The organism is Sanyastnella coralliicola, from assembly GCF_030845195.1.
GTDB classification, from domain to species: Bacteria; Bacteroidota; Bacteroidia; order Flavobacteriales_D; family Sanyastnellaceae; genus Sanyastnella; species Sanyastnella coralliicola.
Genome location: NZ_CP132543.1, coordinates 572,077 through 597,728, shown reverse-complemented (window position 1 = coordinate 597,728; position 25,652 = coordinate 572,077). Strand labels below are relative to the sequence as shown.

Below are 25,652 nucleotides of genomic sequence, written 5' to 3'. Positions count from 1 at the left end.
CGCCACAGGCGGACTAATCATGCTACTGCCGAAGGCAGACTAATCACACTACTGCCGAAGGCAGACTAATCACACTACTGCCGAAGGCAGACTAATCATGCTAACCGCCGCAGGTGGCCTATTCAACTACTAGTCTTCACCGCGTTCGCATCCTCCGAGTACCCAAACAACCGCTTATCCTTAATAATCGTATCAACGTAAGTCGGTACCATGTCTTCCCAGCCCTCTGAACCTTCGCGGATCATTTCAAGGCATTCGCGTGAGTAGATATCGAGGATGTCTTTATCGTAGTCTTCGATATCAATGATACGCTTGTTAAAGATCAAGTAATCATAAAGCGGTTTCAATCGTGGGTAGATAGGAGCATTATCGGTGATAAGGAGTTCACCAGAGATGCTATCGCGCCATGGGTAGAGGTACATCTTAAGATCTCGAGAGAATAGGATACCGAAGGCTTCTAGAATACCTCCATTCAGGTTTCGGTAGTATTTCTCGTTAAAGACATCCAGAAGGTTGTTGGTTCCCATGATCAATCCCATACGCTTCTTCGTGTATCGAGAGAAGTATTCTACCAGCTTGTAGTACTTCTGGTAGTTTGAGATCAATACGGTCTGCCCTAGCGAGCACAGAATGTCTGCTCGGTCAAGGAAGTCTTTTTCGTCAATGTCACCATCGGCTTTCAGGTTGTTGAGGGTAATTTCAAACAGAACCTGGATGTTATCTGGGTCGACACGATTCTCGGCCTCGAACATCTTATAACCTTTCATGATCATATCGATGTTCACCTTCGTCACTGGACGGAAGCTTCCGCGAATCGCGAGGATATTCTTTTTATAAAGTAGGTCAGCAGCCTGAAGGTTTCGTCCGTCAGGTGAGAAGATTACTGCATCGGTCATGCCGTTCTTCACCAGCTGCAAACTCATCAAGCGGTTGTCGACGTCTTCGAAATCCGGACCTGTCATTTGGATCATGTCGATCTCAATCTGATCACGGTCGAGGTTATCATACAGACTCTTCAAGAGGTCTTTTGGCTTCTTGTAGAAGAAGAAACAACCGTAAATGAGGTTCACTCCAAGCACACCACCAGAGGCCTGCTGCAAAAGCGCATCATTCTCATGGAACCGAACGTGAAGAATCACAGAGTTCGCTGCCTTCCCAGGTTCCGTCTGGAATTTTACTCCAAACCAACCATGACCTTGAATGGTCTTATGGAAGTTGATGGTAGCAACGGTGTTTGCAAAAGCAAAGAATCGTTTTGTTGGGTGCTTGTCGCGTGTTAAACGCTCCTCGATCAAGTTGTACTCGTAATCGAGCATTTTCGCCAATCGAGGTTTACACACATAGCGACCTTTGTTCTCTTGACCATAGATCGCATCACTGAAATCCTTGTCGTAAGCCGAGATCGTCTTCGCGATCGTTCCTGATGCCCCTCCAGCCTGGAAGAAATGACGCACAACTTCTTGTCCTGCTCCAATTTCAGCAAAGGTCCCGTAAAGGTCTTGATTCAAGTTTATCCGAAGCGCTTTCTGCTTCGCTGATAATACCACGCGATCTATGTCCACTACTAATTTCTCTGTGTTTACTCAAAGTTAGGCGTAAAAAATTGAATAGCCCGTCAAATGTGGTTTTTCTCTCCTGGTCCTGGGCTTAAGGGCGAAATGGCGAAATGGCGAAATGGCGAAATGGCGAAATGGCGAAATGGCGAAATGGCGAAATGGCGAAATGGCGAAAGGTGCTTAATCGACTCTTGGCATGCAAATAGAACGGACGCCGGATGCCGGACGCCGGAATTAGGATTAGTCCGCCTGCGGCGGTAGCATGGTCAGTCCGCCTACGGCGGTAGCATGGTCAGTCCGACTCAGTCGGATAGCATGGTTAGTTAAGTTCTGTCCACGGTCCACAGTCCACAGTCCACAGTCCACCAATTCACGATTCATTATTTATTATTCATTATTCCCCAGTCAACCGTCCACCGTCCACCGTCTACCGTCCACCAAAAACTCACTCCTGCACAAACACCTCTGCCTCCCCTGCTATCTCCCACAACTCTAACATTTGCATAGCATTTCTTGATTCTTCTGGGTCTTTGACTAGCCACCAATGGGCAAGGGTGCAGTCTCCTGAGATGATGACTGTTTGGCCTTTGCTATTGGCGATTTGTTGCAGTGCTTCTTGTTGGCAGTCATAGAAGGTGGTAACCAACTTGTCATTGAACCCTAAGTAGAGGATGGCAGGGAAAATCAATGCGGTGCTGATCGTTCGAACTCGAATCGCTTTCACTTCTGTTAGGATTAACCAGCATCCTCGTGCTAGGCAAATGATCAGTGCGATGGTTACTGGACTAAGGACATCGTTGCGTAGTATCTCTGGACGCCATACTCTGAAGCCTCCCAAAGGGAGCAGGACGATATAGAGAATAGAAAATAGACCGAGGAATAAACACAAACGACTAAACCCCTTCCACGCTAGTGAAGTGAACAAACGTAGTGTCAATGAAGAGAGTAAGATACCTCCGAGTAGCACATGGAAGGTCGTTTTACTCAGCAACTGATTTTGTACACCAAATAACCAACGATAGTATCGTTCACTTACCGGGATCGCTTGGGCGGAGGCGATGGTATCAAAGAGGCCGAGATAGAAGGAATAGGCGGCGAATAAGACGCTAATGAAGAACAGTGAGTGTTCGAGTCCTGACAGGTATGGGAAGCCATGAGGGAAGAGATATGAACGAAACGAAGGAAAGATAACCGCAATAGCAAATGAGGCAAAGAGCACTAATAGAATCGCTGGGTTAAGTGGGCCGCTTAAAAAGAGCGCAGGGATCAATATTATTCCTAAAACTGCTCGATAGGTAGGAATGCGCTTGAGGGAAGCGAAGCGTTCCGCCATTGGCGAAACAAACCACAGGAAAAAGAACAGCGGAATCGCATAAAAGAACAAATAGCTAGACGCCGAATCAATGATGCCGAGCCCGAGTCCGAAATCGTAATTGACGAAGCATAGTTCAATGAGTAGTGCAATAGCAAAGGTGGAAGGTTGAAAAAACCGTTGTCGACCGATGACGAGTCGGGTTAGGACAAGGACAAATGCCAGTTGTAGCATGGTCTTGAGTATGGCATTCGCTAGATAGGGCGTGTTCGTTGGTTCGACGAAGGAATGAAGGTGCACCGGTACCTCTTGGTAAAAATGAAAGAGTGCAGCATGGGAAAAGAAACGATTGGGATTGACATGACGTTGGTCGGTCATGGCCTTCCAGCCAAGTGGGTCGTCTAGCACTGCCTGGACGTCGTGGTCAGGAATGACTCCGCATGGTAGATCTCCATCGAGTGGCATGTAAAAGTGTTGCAATGCCGAGTGACCGAGATCGATGAGCAGGAGGCACCCCAGTAGAATGGTACAAAGGGTTCTCACGGTTTGTTGTTTTGGTTGTATAGTAAGAGCAGGCAGTGGTAGAGCTCTTATACCTATTTCAATCAGCTGACAGACTTACCCTACCGGGTGTGATAGCCCTGCCCACAGGGCGCTTGGAAAGCCAGATTTTCTATTCTCTAGAGAGGAAAAGAAGAGCATTGGAAACCCAGACGTAATCAACCTTGGTCATTTGAGTAGTCCTAAGTACAGCCAGATTTTGAATCAGGAATGGAATCTCGGCAAGAGCAGAAAGAAAAGCGTCGAAAGTCATTGGATTGGTACTCCCTTCAGTTCGAGGGAATCTCAATTGAGGGGTTTGAGTGATGCTGAGAGCAGTCCCAAAGGGGAAAATTATTCGAAAAAAGTTTTGGCTAAATGCGCAGTGATGATGGGATCAAGTTGAAACAGAGATGACCTTAGATACATTCCTATGTTGTCAGGGTATTCATCCTGTAACACAGAAATCTGCATTCATATCAGAAGTGAGAACTCAGGGAAATAAGATGTCCTTTTGAGCTAATGTGAATATATTGTCTCATGGCATAAAACATACCATATTAGTCTGTAATGCACCTAGGTTATTCTTACCATCCCTATTGAGATTGGCATATTCTACTCAGGTTTAAAGGTAAGGTGCACATATGAACTACTTGGCAATAACTAAGAGATATGAAACAAATACTCTTTTTAACATTGGGCATTCTACTAACGTCATTTATTTCAGGAATTGGAATCGATTTTGAAATTAAAGGACAAGCAGAAAGTAAGAAATATGGATATTCAGAAAAGAAACCAATTATGGTTGGTGGAGGATCTTCTGCAGGACACCATTTTCAATTCCTCGAACACCTTAGGGGGCCTAATGGTGAAAAGCTAGTAACAAGCAGAATTGGAAGTTGCGGAGACTACGATAATCCAGATTCGACATTAACTAATTTTAAAAAAGGAGTTTTGACTTGCTTCAGTATAGATTGCCCATCTTTTAAAAAGCCGAGAATTCTGTATTTCGATAAGTACCGAAATGGTGATCTATATGTTCCAAAAGACTTAAAATGGGAAGAGTAGAACTTTTGCCAACAATGGCTATAAAACAACGATCCAACCAACCGAACCGTTCCTGCACTTCTTAGCCATACCGTAATCAGCAATAACGCCCCTTTGGTTTGAGAACAATTAAACAAATATGGATTGCCATCACGGTTCTTTTACTCTCCGCTTGCGCAAGGGGAGAATCAGATTCTCAAAATCCTGTTGACGAACTGGTCTCTTATGATACCCTTAAAGTTAACCTACAAGGGCGAATCGCTTCCATGATCAGGCACAACCAGCAGTTTTATTGTATGGTTGAATCAGACAATCCATTTAGTAGTCAATCCTTCAAGCACTTCTATGTTCTTTCCTCATCAGGCAACATTCAACATCGTATTGATGTACCGGAAGAGATGAACTCCACATATTATGATTTGCATGTTCGGCACGATAGCATCATGGTCAAAACTTATATGGGAGGTGAAACCTTCTATCTCTCGCCAAACGATATGCAATGGATCAAAATTGAGGAAGTAGATGATGTTGTATACGAGGATGAAAGGTTCTATGTGAACTTTCTTGATTTCGGAGAATGGGGAAGCACAGCCTGGTTTAGAGATAGAAAAACAGGACTAGAATATGCCGTATCCACAACAACTCCAACGATAAACGTCATTGATGGCACATACTTTCTCTCAAATAGTCAAGCTGTATACAAGATTGCTGACCCAACTCAATTGCCAGAATGCGCACCATCTGACTATTATCAAAAAGTAGCACTTAATGGTGAACATTACAGGAGTACGAGTGATCAAGGTGTTGAAATTCTCTATCGAGACACATCTTATTGGGTGGACTCCAAGATCCATATCGCCACATCATTTGTTTCGAATGACAGTCTATATGTCATCTACGTAGATGAAGCAGGTACATCTATCGGTGTTATAGAGGATGAACACATCGTGAAACATGAAGACATACTTGATAATGTAAGTGTTAGCAGGCGTCATTACGAATATCGAAGCGGTCTACCATCAAGCAGCTCACGAGTTTTCAATCTCTACTCAAGTGGATTCAATCTAAATGGCTTTTTGGAAATTGATGACGGAGCAATCAATGTCCTTCGATTGGAAAACCTTTATGAACTGCCAATAGTTGGGTCGGAGAAAGCACACGAATCATTTACCCAGTTAGTTCACTTTCAACTAGACAACATTGATGACCTCTCTTTAGCTAATATCTCGAATCGGCTTGAAGACCTAGAAGGTATAGATGTCACACCGAATCATCGCATGTACATAGGAACCGATATGTATCCTCAAGCTGATGAGTTTGAAATCGGAACACCGAAGGTCTTCAAGGTCATTGAAGATTCAACGGTAACTATGCTTGTTGACTATTACTATTCTCGCAGTGACGATATCGTTCGGGTGAGCATGTACGAATGGAAGGAAACGAATGAGTACAACTATGGTATAAGCCGCACTAAAGGCGATAGCTTATTGATAACAGTATTCAATGAAAAGTTTAATTGGCTCGATAAGGTAATGAGTGAAAAACTAGGGGCTCCAACAAAGCGTTCATCGAATGGTAGATATCGAGAAATCATATGGTCAACAAATCAAGGAGTGACAGCAATTCTAAGAAATGTGGACTTCTCGGAACGTAGAAGGATTACTTTGAGAATGTATGCGGAATGAAAAATGTTGATTGTACCAATTGTAGCTAGAGCCTCGCCTGATTTGAAATAGAAACAAACGGACACCGGATGCCGGAAGCCGGATTAGCATGATTAGGCCGCCTTCGGCGGTAGCATGGTCAGTCCGCCTAAGGCGGATGGGGTGGTTAGTTAGGTTCTGTTCACTGTCCACCGTCCACCCTCATCGGGGAATTAAATGGTGCATGAATCCCGAATTCACGGGACAGGTGCACCGCTAAAGGACTTTGATGCCATCCCTTAGGTCCTTTAGCGGCGCAATCTTGCGCCTGTTTCAGGGGTGATTAACCCAAAGTGCCTTGGACGACTCATTGAATCTATGACGTTCCGTCAACCGTCTACCCAATCACCAATCACGATTCATTATTCATTCTTAATTATTCTCCCTTCGGTCTACCAATAACAGCCTACCGCATACTGCATACAGCCTGCAAAAAGCCCTCTCTTACACGTATTAATGCACTCCCACAGTTTTCGCGCTTCCCAAGCACAAAAAAAGCCACCCTTTCAGGTGGCTTTTAACTATATCATTGGGCTTGGCTTATTCAGCTGTTGCCGCTTCTTCTTGGTTGCCAACAAGCTCATCGTACTCTTCTTTCGAACCAACGATGTTCTTGTGGAATCGGCGCATACCCGTACCTGCAGGAATCAAGTGACCAACGATCACGTTCTCCTTCAGACCCATCAAGTAATCAACCTTACCGCTTACAGCCGCTTCGTTCAATACTTTGGTTGTTTCCTGGAAGGAAGCAGCCGAGATGAACGACTTCGTTTGAAGCGATGCACGTGTGATACCTTGAAGCAATGGACGAGAAGTTGCAGGAACCGCATCGCGCGCTTCAACTACTTGCTTGTCACGACGACGAAGCATTGAGTTCTCATCACGTAGCTTACGTGCGCTAACGATCTGACCTACTTTCAAGTTCTCAGACTCACCAGCTTCAGTAATTACCATCATTCCATAGATACGATCGTTTTCTTCCATGAAGTCGATCTTCTCAATGTTCTGCTTCTCAAGGAAACGTGTATCTCCCTGATCTTCGATAACTACTTTCTTCATCATCTGGCGAACGATCACCTCGAAGTGCTTATCGTTAATCTTCACACCCTGTAGTCGGTATACTTCCTGAATCTCATTCACGATGTATTCCTGTACTGCAGTTGGTCCTTCAATAGCAAGGATATCTGCTGGTGTGATCGCTCCATCCGAAAGCTGCATACCTGCACGAACGAAATCGTTCTCCTGTACAAGGATGTGCTTCGAGAGCGGCACGAGGTACTTCTTCTTCTCACCTGTCTTCGACTCAACGATGATCTCACGGTTACCGCGCTTGATCTTACCGTATGATACGATACCGTCAATCTCAGATACTACGGCTGGGTTAGAAGGGTTACGTGCTTCGAATAGCTCAGTCACACGAGGAAGACCCCCGGTGATATCCCCGGACTTACCAGCTACTCGTGGAATCTTCGCAAGGATTTGTCCTTCCTTGATGTCGTCTCCAGCTTCTACTGAGATGTGTGCACCTACAGGAAGTGAGTATGTACGTAGTGCCTCTTTACCTTTTACGATATTGATGGCAGGGTTCTTCTTCTTATCCTTCGTCTCAGTGATCACCATTTCACGGAATCCAGTCTGCTCATCCTGCTCAACGCGGTATGTCACACCTTCTTCCACAGATTCGAAATCTGCTTTACCGTTCACCTCACTAACGATCACGTTGTTGTAAGGGTCCCAAGTACAGATAACGTCTCCTTTCTTGATCTTCTGACCTTCTTTCACTTCCAGGATAGCACCGTAAGGAAGGTTCACTGTAGTCAATGCGATACCAGCTTTTCCATCAACGATTTTCAATTCAGTTGAACGTGATACCACAACGTCTACCATTGTACCTTCTTCAGTCATACGCTGAACTGTACGAAGCTCGTCCATTTCAACCTTACCTGATTGCTTCGCAGTGATCTCGTTTTCATCAGAGATTTTCGAAGCGGTACCCCCAACGTGGAATGTACGAAGTGTCAGCTGTGTACCAGGCTCACCGATCGACTGTGCAGCAATAACACCTACTGCTTCACCAGCCTGAACCATGCGTCCTGTTGCGAGGTTACGTCCGTAACACTTCGCACACACACCTTTCTTCGACTCACACGTAAGTACTGAGCGAATTTCTACTTCTTCGATTCCCGCTTCCTCGATAGCGCGAGCAAGAGCATCAGTGATCTCATCACCTGAAGCAACAATTGTTTCTCCAGTCTCTGGGTGATCAACATCGTGTACCGAAGTACGTCCGATGATACGCTCACGTAGAGATTCTACTACTTCATCGCTCTTCTTGAGTGCAGTTGCCATCAATCCACGGAGTGTTCCACAATCCGGCTCAGTGATGATCACATCCTGCGCAACGTCAACCAGACGACGAGTTAGGTAACCCGCATCGGCTGTCTTAAGTGCGGTATCGGCAAGACCTTTACGTGCACCGTGCGTAGAGATAAAGTACTCAAGGATCGAAAGTCCTTCCTTAAAGTTCGAAAGGATCGGGTTTTCGATAATGTCCTGACCTCCTGTCGCAGAAGACTTCTGCGGCTTGGCCATCAGACCACGCATACCAGACAGCTGACGAATCTGCTCTTTCGAACCACGTGCACCTGAGTGGTACATCATGTAGATCGAGTTAAATCCTTGACGGTCTTTCTCTAGACGATCCATCAAGATGTTCGTCAGACGAGAGTTAGTGTGCGTCCAGATATCAATGATCTGGTTGTAACGCTCGTTGTTCGTGATTAGACCCATGTTGTAGTTGTCCATCACTTCGCCCACTTTCGACTGAGCGTCACCAACAAGCTGCTCCTTTTCTGGTGGAATGATAACGTCATTCAAGTTGAACGATAGTCCACCTTTGAATGCGTTGTAGTATCCCATTTCCTTGATATCATCAAGGAATTGAACCGTACGAGGAACTCCAACTGATTTCAGGATATTACCAATGATATCACGGAGTGCTTTCTTCGTAAGGAGCGTATTAATGAATCCTACTTCGTTAGGAACAACTTCGTTAAAGAGTACACGTCCTACTGAAGTATCAATCATTTCAACTGTTCCATCCACATGCTCCCAACGTAGTTTGATAGTAGCGTGTAGTTCGGCACGGCCTTCGTTGTGAGCAATGATCACTTCCTCCGGAGAGTAGAATGTCATTCCTTCACCGATCACTGCTTCATCCTTCGTTGCTTTCTTCTGCTTCGTGATGTAGTAAAGACCGAGTACCATATCCTGAGAAGGTACCGTAATCGGTGCACCGTTCGCAGGGTTTAGGATGTTGTGAGAAGCAAGCATCAATAGCTGTGCTTCCAAAATCGCCGCGTTACCTAGTGGGAGGTGAACCGCCATCTGGTCACCATCGAAATCGGCGTTGAATGCCGTACATACCAATGGGTGCAGTTGGATCGCTTTACCCTCGATCAACTTAGGTTGGAACGCCTGGATACCAAGACGGTGAAGCGTAGGAGCTCGGTTAAGGAGAACTGGGTGACCTTTCAGTACATTTTCCAGAATATCCCAAACCACAGGCTCTTTACGGTCTACGATCTTCTTCGCAGACTTCACTGTCTTCACGATTCCACGCTCAATCATCTTACGGATGATGAACGGCTTGTATAGCTCAGCAGCCATTCCTTTCGGAAGACCACATTCGTGCAATTTCAAATCAGGACCAACAACGATAACTGAACGTGCTGAGTAATCTACACGCTTACCGAGAAGGTTCTGACGGAAACGACCTTGCTTACCTTTCAAGCTGTCTGAAAGTGACTTCAACGGACGGTTAGACTCTGTCTTCACAGCGCTCGACTTACGAGAGTTGTCGAAGAGTGAATCCACTGCCTCCTGAAGCATACGCTTCTCGTTACGAAGGATCACTTCTGGAGCTTTGATCTCGATCAATCGCTTCAGACGGTTGTTACGGATGATCACACGACGGTAAAGGTCGTTCAAGTCAGACGTCGCGAAACGACCACCATCTAGCGGCACCAACGGACGAAGTTCTGGTGGAATTACCGGAACAACTTTGATGATCATCCACTCCGGACGGTTCTCAATACGAGAATTCGCATCACGGAGTGCCTCAGCAACCTGAAGACGCTTCAAGGCCTCATTCTTACGCTGCTGAGAAGTTTCAGTATTCGCCTGGTGGCGAAGGTCGTATGACAACTGGTCGAGGTCAAGACGCATCAATAGATCATGAAGTGCTTCAGCACCCATTTTCGCGATGAACTTGTTCGGATCCTTGTCGTCAAGGTATTGGTTCTCTTTCGGAAGTGTATCTAGGATATCTAGGTACTCTTCTTCAGTGAGGTAATCCATCTTGTTCAATGGATTTCCTTCTTTATCTGCCGCTGTTCCTGGCTGAACTACTACGTAACGCTCGTAGTAAATGATCTGGTCAAGCTTCTTCGTTGGAAGACCAAGAAGGTAACCGATCTTGTTCGGAAGTGACTTGAAGTACCAAATGTGTGCAACAGGCACAACCAACTGGATGTGTCCCATACGCTCACGACGTACTTTCTTTTCAGTCACCTCAACACCACAACGGTCGCAAACGATTCCTTTGTAGCGAATACGCTTGTACTTACCACAGTGACACTCGTAATCCTTTACAGGACCGAAGATGCGTTCGCAGAAAAGACCATCACGTTCCGGCTTATAGGTACGGTAGTTGATCGTCTCCGGCTTTAGCACCTCTCCGTGAGAAGCCTCAAGGATGCTCTCTGGAGATGCAAGTGAGATCGTGATTTTCGTGAAATCACTCTGTTGTTTGCTATGTCGTTTCTGAGTCATATCGAATCAGGTCAAAAAGTGGATAAATGCGGTCAACGACCATTAATCTAGGGTCACGGTCAATCCGAGTCCCTGAAGCTCATGCAACAATACGTTGAACGATTCCGGAATACCCGGAGTCGGAAGAGTTTCCCCTTTCACGATTGATTCATAAGCCTTAGCACGTCCGATAACATCATCAGACTTCACGGTGAGGATTTCCTGTAGGATGTGAGCAGCACCGAATGCCTCGAGTGCCCAAACCTCCATCTCTCCAAAACGCTGTCCACCGAACTGTGCCTTACCACCCAACGGCTGCTGAGTAATAAGTGAGTAAGGTCCGATTGAACGCGCGTGCATCTTGTCATCAACCATGTGGCTCAGTTTGATCATGTAGATCACCCCTACCGTAGCTGGTTGGTCAAAACGCTCACCTGTTCCACCATCGTATAGGTGAGTCACTCCGTATTCAGGAACTCCTGCATCCGTAGTGAATTGGTTGATCTCAGCGATGCTAGCACCATCGAAAATCGGTGTTGCGAACTTCACGCCCAAGTTCAATCCAGCCCATCCTAGTACCGTTTCGTAGATCTGTCCAAGGTTCATACGAGAAGGTACCCCTAGCGGGTTAAGTACGATATCTACTGGTGTTCCATCTTCGAGGAATGGCATGTCTTCTTGACGAACGATTTTCGCAACAATACCTTTGTTACCGTGACGTCCTGCCATCTTATCTCCCACTTTCAGCTTACGCTTCTGTGCGATGTACACCTTCGCAAGTTTCACGATACCTGCTGGAAGTTCATCTCCAACTGTGATCGCAAACTTCTTGCGCTTGTAGTGTCCTAGAAGATCGTTGTACTTCAAGTTGTAGTTGTGCACCAAACGCTTCACCAATCCGTTTACGTCTTGGTCACGCGTCCAACCGTCAGCATTCACGATTGCATAATCAAGTGTTTGAAGTGCCTTTCCTGAGAACTTCACTCCTTTCTTGATCTGCTCTTCTTTATAGTAGTTGAATACCCCTTGCGAAGACTTACCTCCAACCAGTTTCATCAACTTCTCTACAAGCAGCTTCTTCAATTCAGCTGCCTCTTTATCGAATTCTTTGTCTAGCGCTTCGATCACCGCCTTATCAGCAGCTTTCGACTTACGGTCTTTGATAGCACGCGAGAATAGTTTCTTATCGATAACTACACCACGGCTTGATGGTGGAACCTTCAATGAAGCATCCTTCACATCACCTGCCTTGTCACCGAAGATCGCACGAAGAAGTTTCTCTTCTGGAGAAGGATCTGTCTCTCCTTTCGGAGTGATCTTACCGATCAAGATGTCACCTTCTGCTACTTCAGCTCCGACGCGGATCAATCCGTTCTCGTCTAGATCTTTTGTTGCTTCCTCACTTACGTTCGGAATATCTGCAGTCAACTCTTCCACACCTCGCTTCGTGTCACGTACTTCAAGTACGTATTCAGAAACGTGGATCGAAGTGAAGATGTCTTCGCGAACTACTTTTTCAGAGATCACGATCGCATCCTCGAAGTTGTACCCTTTCCATGGCATGAAGGCCACTTTCAGGTTACGTCCAAGAGCAAGTTCTCCTTTCTCTGTTCCGTATCCTTCTACAAGTACATCTCCTTTGTTGACTTTCTGTCCCAGGGCAACCATCGGACGAAGGTTAATGCTCGTACCCTGGTTAGTCTTCGCGAACTTGGTGATGTTGTACACCTTTGTATCGTCTTCGAAGCTTACCAAGCGATCTTCGTCAGTAGACTTGTACTTAACGTGGATCTCTTTTGCATCAACGTATACCACTTGTCCTTCGTCTTCAGCAGTAAGAAGTACACGAGAGTCTTGAGCTACTCGTCCTTCTAGTCCTGTACCAACGATAGGAGATTGTGGAAGCATCAATGGAACGGCCTGACGCATCATGTTCGATCCCATCAAGGCACGGTTGGCATCATCGTGCTCAAGGAATGGAATCAATGATGCTGCGATCGAAGCGATCTGGTTCGGCGCAACGTCCATCAATTTCAATTCAGTTGGAGGAACAACAGGGAAGTCTCCTTCCAGACGAGCCTTCACTACGTCTGTCTTGAAGTTTCCTTTGTCGTCTACTTCGGCGTTCGCCTGTGCGATGATCATTTCATCTTCTTCCTCTGCAGAGAGGTAAGTGATGGCATCCTCACCGTACTTCGCTGTACCGTTTTCTACCTTACGGTATGGAGTCTCGATGAATCCAAGACGGTCAACTTTCGCGAATACACACAATGAACTGATCAATCCAATGTTTGGACCTTCAGGCGTCTCAATCGTACAAAGACGACCGTAGTGTGTGTAGTGAACGTCACGAACCTCGAATCCTGCACGTTCACGAGAAAGACCACCAGGCCCGAGTGCTGAGATACGACGTTTGTGCGTCACCTCAGAAAGCGGGTTCGTTTGGTCCATGAACTGCGATAGCTGGTTCGTTCCGAAGAATGAGTTGATCACCGAAGAAAGTGTCTTCGCGTTGATCAAATCGGTTGGTGTAAATACCTCGTTGTCACGAACGTTCATGCGCTCACGGATCGTACGAGCCATACGCGCAAGTCCGACACCGAACTGAGAGTAAAGCTGCTCCCCTACTGTACGTACACGACGGTTAGAAAGGTGGTCGATATCATCGACATCAGCTTTAGTATTTACAAGGTCGATCAAGTATTTGATGATCGACAGGATATCATCTTTGGTTAGTGTGCGGTTTTCAACGCTATCATCCACCCCTAGTTTGCGGTTGATGCGGAAACGTCCTACTTCACCAAGATCGTAACGTTGCTCAGAGAAGAATAGCTTATCGATAACGCCTCGAGCTGTTTCCATATCTGGTGGCTCAGCGTTACGAAGCTGGCGGTAGATGTATTCTACGGCTTCCTTCTCAGAGTTAGAAGTATCTTTCTGTAGTGTGTTGTAGATGATTGTGTAATCACTCTGGTTGATATCCTCTTTGTGAAGGATAATCGTTTTCGCTCCAGAGTCAAGGATCATTTCAACGTGCTCCTTCTCGATAGTAGTTTCACGGTCGATGATCACTTCGTTACGTTCGATAGATACTACTTCACCAGTATCTTCATCTACGAAGTCTTCGATCCAAGTCTTCAAAACACGTGCTGCGAGACGACGTCCCATTACACGCTTCAGACCTGTTTTCGTCACTTTCACTTCTTCCGCTAGGTCGAAGATCTCAAGGATCTCCTTATCGCTTTCGTAACCGATCGCGCGGAGGAGTGTAGTAACAGGTAATTTCTTTTTACGGTCGATGTACGCGTACATCACACTGTTGATGTCAGTCGCGAATTCGATCCAAGAACCCTTGAAAGGAATGATACGCGCTGAGTACAGTTTTGTACCGTTCGCGTGGCGGCTCTGTCCGAAGAACACACCTGGAGATCGGTGAAGCTGGTTCACGATCACACGCTCAGCCCCATTCACAACGAAAGACCCGCGTGGAGTCATGTAAGGGATTGTTCCGAGGTACACATCCTGAACGATGGTTTCGAAATCTTCGTGTTCTGGGTCCGTACAGTAAAGCTTAAGCTTCGCTTTTAGCGGTACACTGTATGTTAGTCCACGTTCGATACATTCTTCGATAGAGTATCGTGGTGGATCAATAAAGTAGTCGAGAAATTCGAGTACGAATTGGTTACGCGTATCGGTGATCGGGAAGTTCTCACTGAACACCTTAAACAAACCTTCATTCGTACGATCCTCGGGATTGGTTTCCAACTGGAAGAATTCCTGGAAGGAACGGAGTTGGATCTCTAGGAAATCCGGGTAGTCAAAGTCACGTCGTGCTGAGGCGAAATTGACGCGTTCCGGAACATTTTTTTTAACCAAGGCCATGAGGTTTACAGACTAGGGTACAACAACAAAGAGGGGTGCAGGTTTCGTGTTCTTTATACCTAGGGGGTATAAAAGGGTTTAGGCCTGGACCTGCGGCCCGGCCTAAACCCCATCAGAGTTGGATAGTATTCTTACTTAACCTCAACTTCTGCTCCAGCTTCTTCAAGTTGTGACTTCAATGAATCAGCTTCATCTTTAGGTACACCTTCCTTGATTGGAGCAGGTGCTGAGTCAACGATTCCTTTCGCTTCTTTAAGACCCAGACCAGTTAGTTCCTTAACAAGCTTTACTACTGCAAGCTTCGCTCCACCTGGAGCCTTAAGGATTACGTCGAACTCAGTTTTCTCGTCACCGCCTCCAGCGTCTCCGCCACCAGCAGGACCAGCAACTACTGCAGCAGCAGCAGCAGGTTCGATACCGTATTCTTCCTTGAGGATTTCTGCAAGCTCGTTCACCTCTTTTACTGTTAGGTTAACTAGCTCTTCAGCAAATGCTTTCAAATCCGCCATTTTATTATGATTTAAAAAGATTCTAAATTAAATGTGTATTGTTTTTCAAGATTCACGCTCTTGAAGCGTTTTTACGAGGCCAGCAATTGTAGATCCTCCAGACTGTAGTGCAGACAGAACGTTTTTCGCAGGTGACTGTAGAAGACCAATGATCTCTCCAATAACTTCTTCCTTTGATTTGATCTGTGATAGCGTTTCCAGTTTGTCGTCTCCAACAAAACATGCCTCTTCAATGTAAGCGCCTTTGAGTGTAGGACGATCAGACTTCTTACGGAATTCTTTGATCAGCTTAGCTGGAGCATTCCCCACAGATGCAATCATCAGTGCAGTTTGTCCTTTGAGCGTCTCATCATACAGTGGGCTGAAGTCTTTTCCTTCTGTGCGATCCATAGCGATCTTCAGAAGTGTATTCTTCACCACGCGTAGTGTGATTCCGTTTTTGAAGCATTCCCCTCTCAGTTGGCTTGTCGAAACAGAGTCTAGACCTGAAGCGTCAGTTAGGTAGAGAACATCGTTCTCTGCCAACACGGCTTGCAAATCTTCGATCATCTGGGTTTTTTCTTCTCTGGTCATTCTTCCAAAGTTTTAAGCCAGTTACCTCTTACGATGCAACTGATTTGGGTTCTACCTTCACTCCAGGGCTCATTGTCGCACTCAAAGAGATGCTCTTAATGTATGCCCCTTTTGCCGAAGCAGGCTTGAGCTTCATCAACGTCGAGATAAGCTCTGCAGCATTATCTTGAAGTTGTTTCGCATCGAAAGAGACCTTTCCAACAGATGCATGGATAATTCCATACTTATCTACCTTAAAGTCAATTTTACCTGCTTTTACATCTGTAACAGCCTTTCCTACCTCCATCGTAACGGTACCCGATTTCGGGTTTGGCATTAGTCCACGAGGTCCGAGGATTCGTCCTAGTGCACCAACTTTCCCCATTACGCTAGGGGTGGTAATAATAACGTCAACGTCGGTCCATCCGCCCTTGATTTTAGTCAGATACTCATCCAGTCCAACGTAATCTGCACCGGCGTCAGACGCCTCCTGCTCTTTGTCAGGTGTACAGAGTACAAGAACGCGAACGTTCTTTCCGGTACCGTGGGGCAGTGATACTGTTCCACGAACCATTTGGTTAGACTTTCTGGGATCAACACCAAGACGAACTGCAATGTCCACAGAAGCATCGAACTTGCTATTAGACAATGTCTTTACGATCGAAGCCGCATCAGACAAGCTATAGCTTGATTCTGGATCATACTTCTCGAGGGCTGCTTTCCTGTTTTTGGTTAATCTTCCCATCGTTTTACTTTTTGATCTGACTAAAATGGCCGTTCACCGGATACTGTAATACCCATACTTCTTGCTGTACCAGCAACCATGCTCATCGCAGATTCCACAGTAAAGCAATTCAAGTCTGGCATCTTGTCTTCTGCAATTGCACGCACTTGATCCCAAGTCACCGATTTCACCTTCACTCGGTTAGGCTCCGACGATCCTTTCTTGATCTTCGCAGCTTCGAGGAGTTGAACGGCAGCCGGTGGTGTTTTGATGATGAAGTCAAAAGACTTATCACCGTACACCGTGATCACTACAGGCAAAACCTTCCCTTGCTTATCCTGGGTTCTAGCATTGAACTGCTTACAGAACTCCATGATGTTTACACCTTTCGCACCCAGTGCTGGGCCGACAGGTGGCGAAGGGTTGGCTGCGCCACCGCGTACTTGCAGTTTGATCAGAGCAGCTACTTCTTTAGCCATTTTTACTTTATAGTTGGTCAGTCGTCAGTGTCCAATGGGAAGCATTATTGGAACATTGTACTTGACGGCTGAAGATTCCTTATTTATTAGGCTTCTTTTTCTACCTGCAGGTAGCCTAGTTCTACAGGAGTTTTTCGACCGAAGATTTTCACCATCACCTTCAGTTTCTTCTTCTCTTCGTTGATCTCCTCGATCGTTCCGTTGAATCCGTTGAACGGTCCGTCGATCACCTTGATAGTTTCACCAACGATGAATGGGATGTTCAACTCTTCGTCAGACTCAGCGAGTTCATCAACTTTACCGAGCATACGGTTCACCTCTGCGTTTGTCAACGGTAGTGGCTCACCGCGTTTTTCAGCTCCGAGGAATCCGATAACGTTGGTGACGTTTCGGATCGTGTGTGGCACCTCTCCAACGAGTGAACACTCGATGAAAACGTATCCTGGGAAAAGGCTACGCTCTTTGCTTACCTTCTTCCCGTTTCGGATCTGATATATCTTTTCGATTGGAATAAGGATCTGCCCCACGTAGTCTTGAAGACCTTGTGCTGCGATCTCACTCTCAATCGAGTCTTTCACTTTCTTCTCTTGTCCGCTAATTGCGCGAACAACGTACCATTTCTTATTTATCTCAGCCATGCGGCGCTAGGGCGTTTAGTCTGTGGATTACAGTAGGTCGTACAAGAAGCCAATAATTCCTCTCCATAAAGAGTCTTCAGCGTTCACTCCGAACACGTAATCCATCAAGAAGATAATACCAGCGAAAATGAGCGAAGCAATGAATACCAATACAGACGCTTCCTGAAGTTCTTTCCAAGTAGGCCAAGTCACCTTGTTTACCAATTCCTGGTAAGACTCTTCGAAATATGATTTAATTCCTGCCATAGCTAGCTTGTTAAGCACGGGTGGTAGGACTCGAACCTACAGCCAACGGTTTTGGAGACCGCTACTCTACCAATTGAGCTACACCCGTGAATAAGGCGAAAGAAGGTGACTCGAAAATCACCTTCTTTACCAAATTCAGTTATTGTAAAGGACTTTTACTCGATGATCTCAGTCACCTGTCCAGCTCCTACTGTACGTCCACCTTCGCGGATTGCGAAACGAAGTCCTTTGTCCATCGCTACAGGAGCGATCAAATTCACTTCGATGGTTACGTTATCACCAGGCATCACCATCTCGCGTCCATCACCAAGGATGATCTCACCAGTTACGTCCGTCGTACGGAAGTAGAACTGTGGACGGTAGCGGTTGTGGAATGGAGTGTGACGTCCACCTTCTTCTTTCTTAAGGATGTAAACCTCTCCTTTGAACTTCGTGTGAGGAGTGATTGACCCAGGCTTCACGATCACCATACCACGGCGAATCTCCTTCTTGTCAACACCACGTAGAAGTAGACCTACGTTATCTCCAGCTTCACCGCGATCAAGGATCTTACGGAACATCTCAACCCCAGTCACTGTAGACTTAAGGCTCTCTTCCTGCATACCTACGATCTCAACTTCTTCACCAGAGTTGATTACTCCTGTTTCGATACGTCCTGTTGCTACAGTACCACGACCAGTGATCGAGAATACGTCCTCAACAGACATCAAGAAAGGCTTTTCGTTATCACGTGGTGGGATTTCGATCCAGTTGTCAACTGCTTCCATAAGGTTAAGTACAGTTTCAACCCACTTCCCTTCTCCATTCAATGCACCAAGTGCAGATCCCTGGATTACAGGAGTTTCATCACCATCGTATTCGTAGAATGACAGAAGGTCACGAACCTCCATTTCAACAAGCTCTAGAAGCTCTTCGTCATCTACCATGTCAACTTTGTTCAGGAACACAACGATACGTGGTACACCTACCTGACGTCCAAGAAGGATGTGCTCACGTGTCTGTGGCATAGGCCCATCAGTTGCAGCAACCACAAGGATCGCTCCGTCCATTTGAGCAGCACCAGTTACCATGTTCTTCACGTAGTCGGCGTGTCCAGGACAGTCAACGTGTGCGTAGTGACGGTTTGCAGTTGCGTACTCTACGTGTGAAGAGTTAATTGTAATACCACGCTCCTTTTCTTCAGGTGCGTTGTCAATTTGGTCGAAGCTACGTGCCTCAGAGTGACCAGCGTCAGCAAGTACTTTAGTGATCGCTGCTGTAAGAGTGGTCTTACCGTGGTCAACGTGACCAATGGTTCCAATATTCACGTGCGGCTTCGAACGGTCGAATGTTTCTTTAGCCATAGCCAGAATGTTTAATTAATTGTTCCTGTTCGTTTTCTAATAAATTCCTTTGAGCCAATGACGGGAATTGAACCCGTGACCTCTTCCTTACCAAGGAAGCGCTCTACCCCTGAGCTACATCGGCTGGTATAGAAAAAAAAAAGAGCGGGAGACGAGATTCGAACTCGCGACATTCAGCTTGGAAGGCTGACGCTCTACCAACTGAGCTACTCCCGCTAATAATTTTTTCTTCAAGGGGTGGGGATAATAGGATTCGAACCTATTCAGTCTGAGACAACAGATTTACAGTCTGCCCCGGCTCTCCAACTCCGGCGTATCCCCTTTCAATTCCTTCTCCAAAAAAGGAGAGCCGATGGAGGGACTCGAACCCCCGACCTGCTGATTACAAATCAGCTGCTCTAGCCAGCTGAGCTACATCGGCCTATCATTGTATCAATGAACTTTTTTGTGCTAAAAAAAGCACTCCCTCGCAAAAGGGAGTGCAAATGTAAGAAGTTTTTTTTCCGTACAAAACGATCAGCGAAAAAAAATTCGCTTTTTGATCGTCTTTTTGATCAGTGCGATCTAGCCTTGTCGCGCTGCTTTCGAATTTGTCGTCGCAGTGCCTCTACTGCATCGTCTGTCGCTTCTTCGAACGTACGACACTGACGCTTAGCGAATAGATCTTTTCCTGGCACGTGCAATTTGATCTCTGCCACCTTGTTTTCATTCACGTCAGACTTCTCTAGACGAAGAAAAACTTCGCCACCAATAATCTGGTCATGAAAGGTGGTCAGCTTTTGCAGTTTCTCGTTAATGAAAGTGATCAGCTTCTGATCAGCATCAAAATGGATTGAATGAACTTGTACCTGCATATTGCTATAATTTATTTATCCCTTAGGGTGTTTCTGCTCATGAATATTCTTGAGCTTTTCGATCGTGTTATGAGTATACACCTGGGTCGCTGAAAGATTCGCATGCCCTAACAACTCTTTTACTGTATTCAGTTGTGCTCCATTGTTTAGCATATGCGTCGCGAATGTGTGACGTAAGACGTGCGGACTTCTCTTATCCAGGCTGCTTACCTCTCCAAGATAAGCATTCACCTTGCGATAAACAAAATTTGGATAGAGTTTGGCGCCCCGGTCTGTACAGAGTAAATAAGCGTCTCCAGATCCGGTGATCGCTTGCCTTGATTCGATGTAATCTTTCGTTAGATCCAATGTCTCTTTAGATAACGGAATTAGCCGCTCTTTGTTTCGCTTTCCAAGCACCTTTAACATGCCGCGTTGAAAATCAATCGCTTGCATCGTAATACCGATCAGCTCTGATAAGCGTATACCCGTTTCATAGAAGATGGTTACCATCAAACGGTCTCTTTTCGACGAAAAGTCTTCGCCTCCCTTCATGACCTCATCGAGCAACTTGCCCATCTGATCTTCACTCGCAAATACTGGCAGTCGTTTCTCCATTTTCGGAGCCACGGTTTTCTTCACAGGATCGTGATCAACCCAGCCTTGCTTTCGGGCAAACTTGAAATAGGTAGAAAGACTTGATCGTTTCCGATGCATAGACTTCGCACTGATCCCTCGCGACTTCATATCCGCAAGCCAAGAACGAATCATCATGCTCGTTGACGACGTCAGGTCATCCATCTCGTATTGAGACGCTAAATAGTCTTGAAACTGCCCCAGATCGGTGGCGTAACTCTTTACTGTGTGTTCCGAAGAACGTTTCTCCGAGCGGAGGTACTGAAGGAATAGATCAATTCTAGACATAAAAAAAGCGGAGGCCGTAAAGACTCCGCTTAATATAGTGAAAAGGTTGTTCGCTCTTATTCTTCGCGCTGACGAAGCGTGTTTTTGTAAACAGCTTTCTTCTTCGCCTCACGACGTTCGATAGATGGCTTCACATACTCTTGACGGTAACGAAGCTCACGCATTGTTCCCGTACGATCGAATTTCTTCTTGAACTTCTTGAGAGCACGTTCGATGTTCTCTCCTTCTTTTACTGGTATGATCAACATAATATTCCTTCGTCTAAAATGGAGCGCAAAGATACGCAATTATCTACGTACTCCAAATCAATCTTTTAATATTTCCCTCGAAATCACCAATTTCTGGATCTCTGAGGTTCCTTCCCCGATAGTACATAGCTTACTATCACGGTAGAACTTCTCTACAGGGAAGTCTTTCGTGTATCCATAACCACCGAAGATTTGCACACCTTCCGTCGCTACTTTCACTGAAACTTCACTCGCGTAGTACTTTGCCATGGCTGATACCTTGGTGACGTTCTCTCCACGGTTCTTCAAATCGGCTGCCTCAGAAAGCAACATCTCAGATGCTTCAATTTCTGTAGCCATATCTGCCAACTTAAAGGCAATTGCCTGGAAGTTTGCAATTGGTTGTCCGAACTGCTCACGCTCTTTTGAGTAGCGAACACTTGCTTCCATCGCTCCCTTCGCAATTCCCAATGCCAACGCTCCAATACTGATACGTCCGCCATCAAGAATCTTCATCGCTTGCTTGAAACCAGCTCCGATCTCTCCGAGTACATTTTCTTCTGGAATGCGGCAATCTTCGAAGATAAGCTCCGCCGTTTCACTGGCGCGCATTCCTAATTTGTTTTCCTTCTTCCCTCCTTTGAATCCTGGCGTTCCGCGTTCTACAACGAATGCGGTGATGCCGTTTGAATCAAGAAGGTCTCCGGTACGGGCAAGAACTACAGCCACATCACCACTAATTCCGTGAGTAATCCAGTTCTTTGTTCCGTTCAACACCCATTCGTTTCCTTCCTTCTTAGCTACACACTTCATGCGCATCGCGTCTGAACCTGTGTTTGCTTCTGTTAAGCCCCAAGCTCCGATCCATTCACCTGAAGCAAGTTTAGGTAGGTACTTCTGCTTTTGTTCTTCTGTTCCGAATGACAAAATGTGGTTGGTGCACAGTGAGTTGTGTGCTGCAACGGATAGACCAATCGAACCACACACCTTCGCAATCTCCTGGATTACGATCATGTATTCGAAGTATCCTAGTCCGGCGCCCCCGTATTGTTCGGGTACCAAAACCCCCATCATACCGAGTTCACCAAGCTTGTGAAAGAGTTCTTTTGGGAAATGCTGTGTTTCATCCCACTCCATAAAGTGTGGACGAATTTCACGTTCTGCGAAGTCACGAGCCATCTGCTCGATCATCTTCAAATTTTCGTTCTGCTCAAAGTTCATTGCTTCTCTGCTGTTACGAAAGGAATAAATTCGTTTCTAGTCTCTGTGTTTTAAGAGCGCGCTAAAATAGCAATATTCTGGCACTGCTTGCGGATTGCCTCTTCCCCATCCAAGACATCAATCGACATCAAAAACGAGAATCCTGCCACTTCCCCACCTTGTTGTTTCACCAATTCCGCGGCAGCGAGTGCCGTACCCCCCGTCGCCAGAAGATCATCATGAACCAAGACCTTGTCGCCTGCTTGAATCGCATCTTTGTGCATTTCTATCGTCGCTTGGCCATATTCAAGATCATAACTGTAGGCGATGGTTTCTGCCGGTAGCTTACCTGCCTTGCGTAACAACACAAAAGGTACACCTAACTTAATCGCCAATGGCACACCAAAAAGGAACCCTCTACTTTCGATACCTACTACCGCGCTGACACCCTCAGGTGATCGTGCTGCCAATTCATCTACAATATCACCCGCCAACTTCGGATCGAGGCACAGCGTGCTGATATCTTTAAACTGAATTCCAGGCTTGGGGAAATCAGGGACGGTTCTCACCGTTTGATGGATGCGTTCTTCGATCATGGAGGTAAAGATAGGGTTCGATCTTTCGATACAAGCTATCACTCACCAACAAACATCCACGAATGTCTTCAAGCTGATTGAATGGGCCATGATGCTGTCGATAATTAACCAATGCCTTGGCTGCTTTCCATGAAATGTAAGGGTGGGCAGCGATGGTTCTTTTTCCCGCTGTGTCAATGGCTATTCTTTTCACTAGCGTGGAATCGATGGTGACTTGAGCGATGAGTTTTGTACGAACTTCAGGATGAAGCCCCCAAACTTCAGCTAGCTGTTCCGCGCTAGCGAAACCACCTAAAGCATCTCTAAAACGCAGCACCTTACGAGCGGAATAAGCACCCACTCCAGCGAGCTCTTGCAGGTCAATACTATCCGCCGTATTCAATTCAAGTAATGGCTTTTGCTCAGTGGTCATACTCGTTTCCGCGCTAGCGAGATCAGAAACATCAACATCAACAGTAGGAACTTCTGGAGGATAAAAACGAAGGTCATCTGCATGGCGCTCAAGCCATGGGTCTGGGATGGAATAAACCCGGTCAAGGTCTTCTCTGGTCTGAAATCTAGCACCGGAACGCATGTAGTTCCGAAGCCCTTGAAGCTCGTGTTCAGACAAGCCGAGAGCGAGCCAACCACTGTCAGCTAGTTCATTCGGATTAAAAGGGAAATAGCTCTCCTCTTTGAGAATAGTCAGATCTTCGGGAGGCTCAGGAATCAAGACCATGGCGAGCCGTGGATCTGATTCTTCTTCATACACCCACTGCCTACGAATAGATTGTGCAGCGATAATGGCTAGCAAAATGAAAGCCAAGACGATCATTCCTGACCGCTCCCTCTTGTTTAATTCGAGAGAGCGCCAGAAAGAATCGAAAAGTTTCATGTCATTACTTGTAGCGCTTAATCTCTCCTGATTTGATACGAGCGAAGTAGTTCTTCAAGTCGTTGCGGATCTCTGGAGCCAAGAAGTACAAACCAAGGACGTTCGGGAAACACATCGCGAAGATCATCGCATCACCGAAGTCGAATACCTGTTGTGCACTAATCGCAGATCCGATGATTACGAAAAGACAGAAGATCACTTTGTAAATGTTCGCAGCGTTTTTGCTCTCACCGAATAAGTAACCCCATGCTTTCAAACCGTAGTAAGACCATGAGATCATCGTTGAAAGTGCAAAGAGAATTACGGCTACTGAAAGTACAAGTGGGAACCAGCTCATTACTGTAGCGAAAGCTGAAGAAGTCAAACCAATAGCAGCATCACTTGTGATGTCTGTTGCTTCCGTCGGAGCAGATCCTGTAATAATAATCACCAATGCTGTCATCGTACAGATCACTACTGTATCGATGAATGGCTCAAGTAGCGCAACAATACCTTCCGAAATTGGCTCATCCGTTTTCGCAGCAGAGTGCGCGATAGAAGCAGAACCAATACCTGCCTCGTTCGAGAACGCCGCACGTTTGAATCCGAGAATCAATACCCCGATGAATCCACCGAAGGCTGCATTCTTCGTGAATGCTCCAGCGATAATATCACCAAAGGCTCCAGGGATATCAGCCACGTGGTAACCTAGTACAACCAATGCTCCAGCGATGTAGATACCTACCATGAAAGGAACCACTTTGTCAGTCACTTTTGCGATACTCTTGATACCACCAATGATGATGATTGCCACTACAACAGCCATCGCCGCTCCAAAGATCCAACCTTGTCCAGAAAGGAAGCTTGACTCACCACCTGTCACTGTAATCAGCTGACCCGTGGCCTGGTTAATTTGAACCATACAACCACCTCCAAGTGAACCTCCAATACAAGCGATCGCAAAAATGATGGCCAAAACTTTACCAAACCCTTCTTTATTCTGTGCAGCTAATCCTTTGCTCAGGTAGTACATAGGTCCACCCGAAACAGATCCATCTTCGTTCTTATTGCGGTACTTCACACCGAGGGTACACTCCACAAACTTTGATGACATACCTAGTAGACCAGCCACAATCATCCAGAAAGTAGCTCCAGGTCCACCGAGCGAAATAGCCACGGCTACCCCTGCGATATTACCTACCCCTACTGTTCCTGAAAGTGCTGCCGTCAGTGCCTGGAAGTGCGATACCTCACCAGCGTGGTTTGGATCGTCGTACTTACCTCGCACAACATCGAGAGCGTGCCTGAATCCCCTTAGGTTGATAAACTTAAAGAAGACGGTGAAGATCAGTGCTCCAGCTATCAGCCAAATCAATACGAAAGGAATGTCTTGACCAAAAAGTGGAACAGTGAAGAAGATCACCATTCCCACGGCACCCGTAATTGGCTCCATGAAATCATTGATCGCATCATTAAATGTGCGTTCCTGAGGCTCCATTTCATCAGCGGCCACCGTAGTTTCTTGTGCCTCGCTAATAGTTGGAACATCTTCGTCTTGAGCCCATGCCATTTGCGGTACGGAAAAAGCAAAAAATGACAGAATGAGGCTTAGTCTCAGTATTGATTTGATCATGGATTAAGGATTGGTGTCGGCCAAATATAACCAAACACGAGGT

Annotated in this window: 20 protein-coding genes and 5 tRNA genes; 2 read left to right on the top strand and 23 right to left on the bottom strand. The window is 46.1% G+C overall.

Annotation, left to right across the window (positions count from 1 at the left end; translation table 11 throughout):
• Positions 1 to 122: 122 nt before the first annotated feature.
• On the bottom strand, positions 123 to 1,562 hold the full coding sequence (locus tag RA156_RS02510) for a hypothetical protein (protein WP_306642509.1): 1,440 nt from the start codon (positions 1,560 to 1,562) through the stop codon (positions 123 to 125).
• A gap of 439 nt (positions 1,563 to 2,001) precedes the next feature.
• Positions 2,002 to 3,411: a hypothetical protein gene (locus RA156_RS02505; RefSeq protein WP_306642507.1), complete on the bottom strand. Its 1,410-nt coding sequence runs from the start codon at positions 3,409 to 3,411 to the stop codon at positions 2,002 to 2,004.
• A gap of 669 nt (positions 3,412 to 4,080) precedes the next feature.
• On the opposite strand from RA156_RS02505, the gene RA156_RS02500 reads away from it, so the two are divergent.
• Both RA156_RS02500 and RA156_RS02495 read left to right on the top strand, forming a co-directional pair.
• A complete protein-coding gene (locus RA156_RS02500) occupies positions 4,081 to 4,476 on the top strand; it encodes a hypothetical protein (protein WP_306642505.1) in 396 nt (131 codons plus the stop codon).
• Positions 4,477 to 4,574: 98 nt separating this feature from the next.
• Positions 4,575 to 6,140 carry a hypothetical protein gene (locus RA156_RS02495; protein ID WP_306642503.1) on the top strand — a complete coding sequence of 522 codons (1,566 nt, stop codon included), beginning with the start codon at positions 4,575 to 4,577 and terminating at the stop codon, positions 6,138 to 6,140.
• Between the two features lie 558 nt (positions 6,141 to 6,698).
• Here RA156_RS02495 and rpoC read toward each other — a convergent pair.
• The 21 genes from rpoC to RA156_RS02390 all read right to left on the bottom strand — a co-directional run bounded on the left by rpoC (position 6,699) and on the right by RA156_RS02390 (position 25,609).
• Positions 6,699 to 10,991 (bottom strand): DNA-directed RNA polymerase subunit beta', encoded by a 4,293-nt coding sequence (gene rpoC / locus RA156_RS02490; RefSeq protein ID WP_306642501.1) that lies wholly within the window; start codon positions 10,989 to 10,991, stop codon positions 6,699 to 6,701.
• 42 nt (positions 10,992 to 11,033) lie between these two features.
• A complete protein-coding gene (rpoB, locus tag RA156_RS02485; protein WP_434064822.1) occupies positions 11,034 to 14,846 on the bottom strand; it encodes a DNA-directed RNA polymerase subunit beta in 3,813 nt (1,270 codons plus the stop codon).
• Positions 14,847 to 14,983: 137 nt separating this feature from the next.
• Positions 14,984 to 15,361, bottom strand: coding sequence for a 50S ribosomal protein L7/L12 (gene rplL, locus RA156_RS02480; RefSeq protein WP_306642499.1), 378 nt, complete (start codon positions 15,359 to 15,361; stop codon positions 14,984 to 14,986).
• Positions 15,362 to 15,406: 45 nt separating this feature from the next.
• Positions 15,407 to 15,934: a 50S ribosomal protein L10 gene (gene rplJ / locus RA156_RS02475; RefSeq protein ID WP_306642496.1), complete on the bottom strand. Its 528-nt coding sequence runs from the start codon at positions 15,932 to 15,934 to the stop codon at positions 15,407 to 15,409.
• A gap of 28 nt (positions 15,935 to 15,962) precedes the next feature.
• Entirely contained in the window at positions 15,963 to 16,658 is a 696-nt protein-coding gene (gene rplA / locus RA156_RS02470) for a 50S ribosomal protein L1 (protein WP_306642494.1), read from the bottom strand.
• Between the two features lie 20 nt (positions 16,659 to 16,678).
• On the bottom strand, positions 16,679 to 17,116 hold the full coding sequence (gene rplK, locus RA156_RS02465; protein ID WP_306642492.1) for a 50S ribosomal protein L11: 438 nt from the start codon (positions 17,114 to 17,116) through the stop codon (positions 16,679 to 16,681).
• An 86-nt stretch (positions 17,117 to 17,202) separates the two neighbouring features.
• Entirely contained in the window at positions 17,203 to 17,754 is a 552-nt protein-coding gene (gene nusG, locus RA156_RS02460; protein ID WP_306642490.1) for a transcription termination/antitermination protein NusG, read from the bottom strand.
• Between the two features lie 27 nt (positions 17,755 to 17,781).
• Positions 17,782 to 18,000 carry a preprotein translocase subunit SecE gene (gene secE, locus RA156_RS02455; protein WP_306642488.1) on the bottom strand — a complete coding sequence of 73 codons (219 nt, stop codon included), beginning with the start codon at positions 17,998 to 18,000 and terminating at the stop codon, positions 17,782 to 17,784.
• 15 nt (positions 18,001 to 18,015) lie between these two features.
• Positions 18,016 to 18,088, bottom strand: a tRNA-Trp gene (locus tag RA156_RS02450).
• A gap of 67 nt (positions 18,089 to 18,155) precedes the next feature.
• Positions 18,156 to 19,343 (bottom strand): elongation factor Tu, encoded by a 1,188-nt coding sequence (gene tuf / locus RA156_RS02445; RefSeq protein WP_306642486.1) that lies wholly within the window; start codon positions 19,341 to 19,343, stop codon positions 18,156 to 18,158.
• 52 nt (positions 19,344 to 19,395) lie between these two features.
• Positions 19,396 to 19,467 (bottom strand) — tRNA-Thr (locus RA156_RS02440).
• A 19-nt stretch (positions 19,468 to 19,486) separates the two neighbouring features.
• Positions 19,487 to 19,559, bottom strand: a tRNA-Gly gene (locus RA156_RS02435).
• A 22-nt stretch (positions 19,560 to 19,581) separates the two neighbouring features.
• Positions 19,582 to 19,664 (bottom strand) — tRNA-Tyr (locus RA156_RS02430).
• Positions 19,665 to 19,690: 26 nt separating this feature from the next.
• Positions 19,691 to 19,764, bottom strand: a tRNA-Thr gene (locus RA156_RS02425).
• A 133-nt stretch (positions 19,765 to 19,897) separates the two neighbouring features.
• Entirely contained in the window at positions 19,898 to 20,197 is a 300-nt protein-coding gene (gene hpf, locus RA156_RS02420; protein WP_306642485.1) for a ribosome hibernation-promoting factor, HPF/YfiA family, read from the bottom strand.
• A 15-nt stretch (positions 20,198 to 20,212) separates the two neighbouring features.
• Entirely contained in the window at positions 20,213 to 21,100 is an 888-nt protein-coding gene (locus RA156_RS02415; RefSeq protein ID WP_306642484.1) for a tyrosine-type recombinase/integrase, read from the bottom strand.
• Between the two features lie 56 nt (positions 21,101 to 21,156).
• On the bottom strand, positions 21,157 to 21,348 hold the full coding sequence (gene rpsU, locus RA156_RS02410; RefSeq protein ID WP_306642483.1) for a 30S ribosomal protein S21: 192 nt from the start codon (positions 21,346 to 21,348) through the stop codon (positions 21,157 to 21,159).
• A 57-nt stretch (positions 21,349 to 21,405) separates the two neighbouring features.
• The gene (locus tag RA156_RS02405) at positions 21,406 to 22,548 is read right to left on the bottom strand and encodes an acyl-CoA dehydrogenase (RefSeq protein WP_350339792.1); all 1,143 of its coding nucleotides are present in this window, start codon (positions 22,546 to 22,548) and stop codon (positions 21,406 to 21,408) included.
• Positions 22,549 to 22,598: 50 nt separating this feature from the next.
• Positions 22,599 to 23,123, bottom strand: a complete 525-nt coding sequence (locus RA156_RS02400; protein ID WP_306642481.1) for an adenine phosphoribosyltransferase — start codon at positions 23,121 to 23,123, stop codon at positions 22,599 to 22,601.
• Entirely contained in the window at positions 23,080 to 23,997 is a 918-nt protein-coding gene (locus RA156_RS02395) for a ComEA family DNA-binding protein (RefSeq protein ID WP_306642479.1), read from the bottom strand. Before RA156_RS02395 ends, RA156_RS02400 begins: the two co-directional genes overlap by 44 nt.
• Before the next feature lie 4 nt (positions 23,998 to 24,001).
• Positions 24,002 to 25,609, bottom strand: coding sequence for an alanine/glycine:cation symporter family protein (locus RA156_RS02390; RefSeq protein WP_306642478.1), 1,608 nt, complete (start codon positions 25,607 to 25,609; stop codon positions 24,002 to 24,004).
• Positions 25,610 to 25,652: the final 43 nt, after the last annotated feature.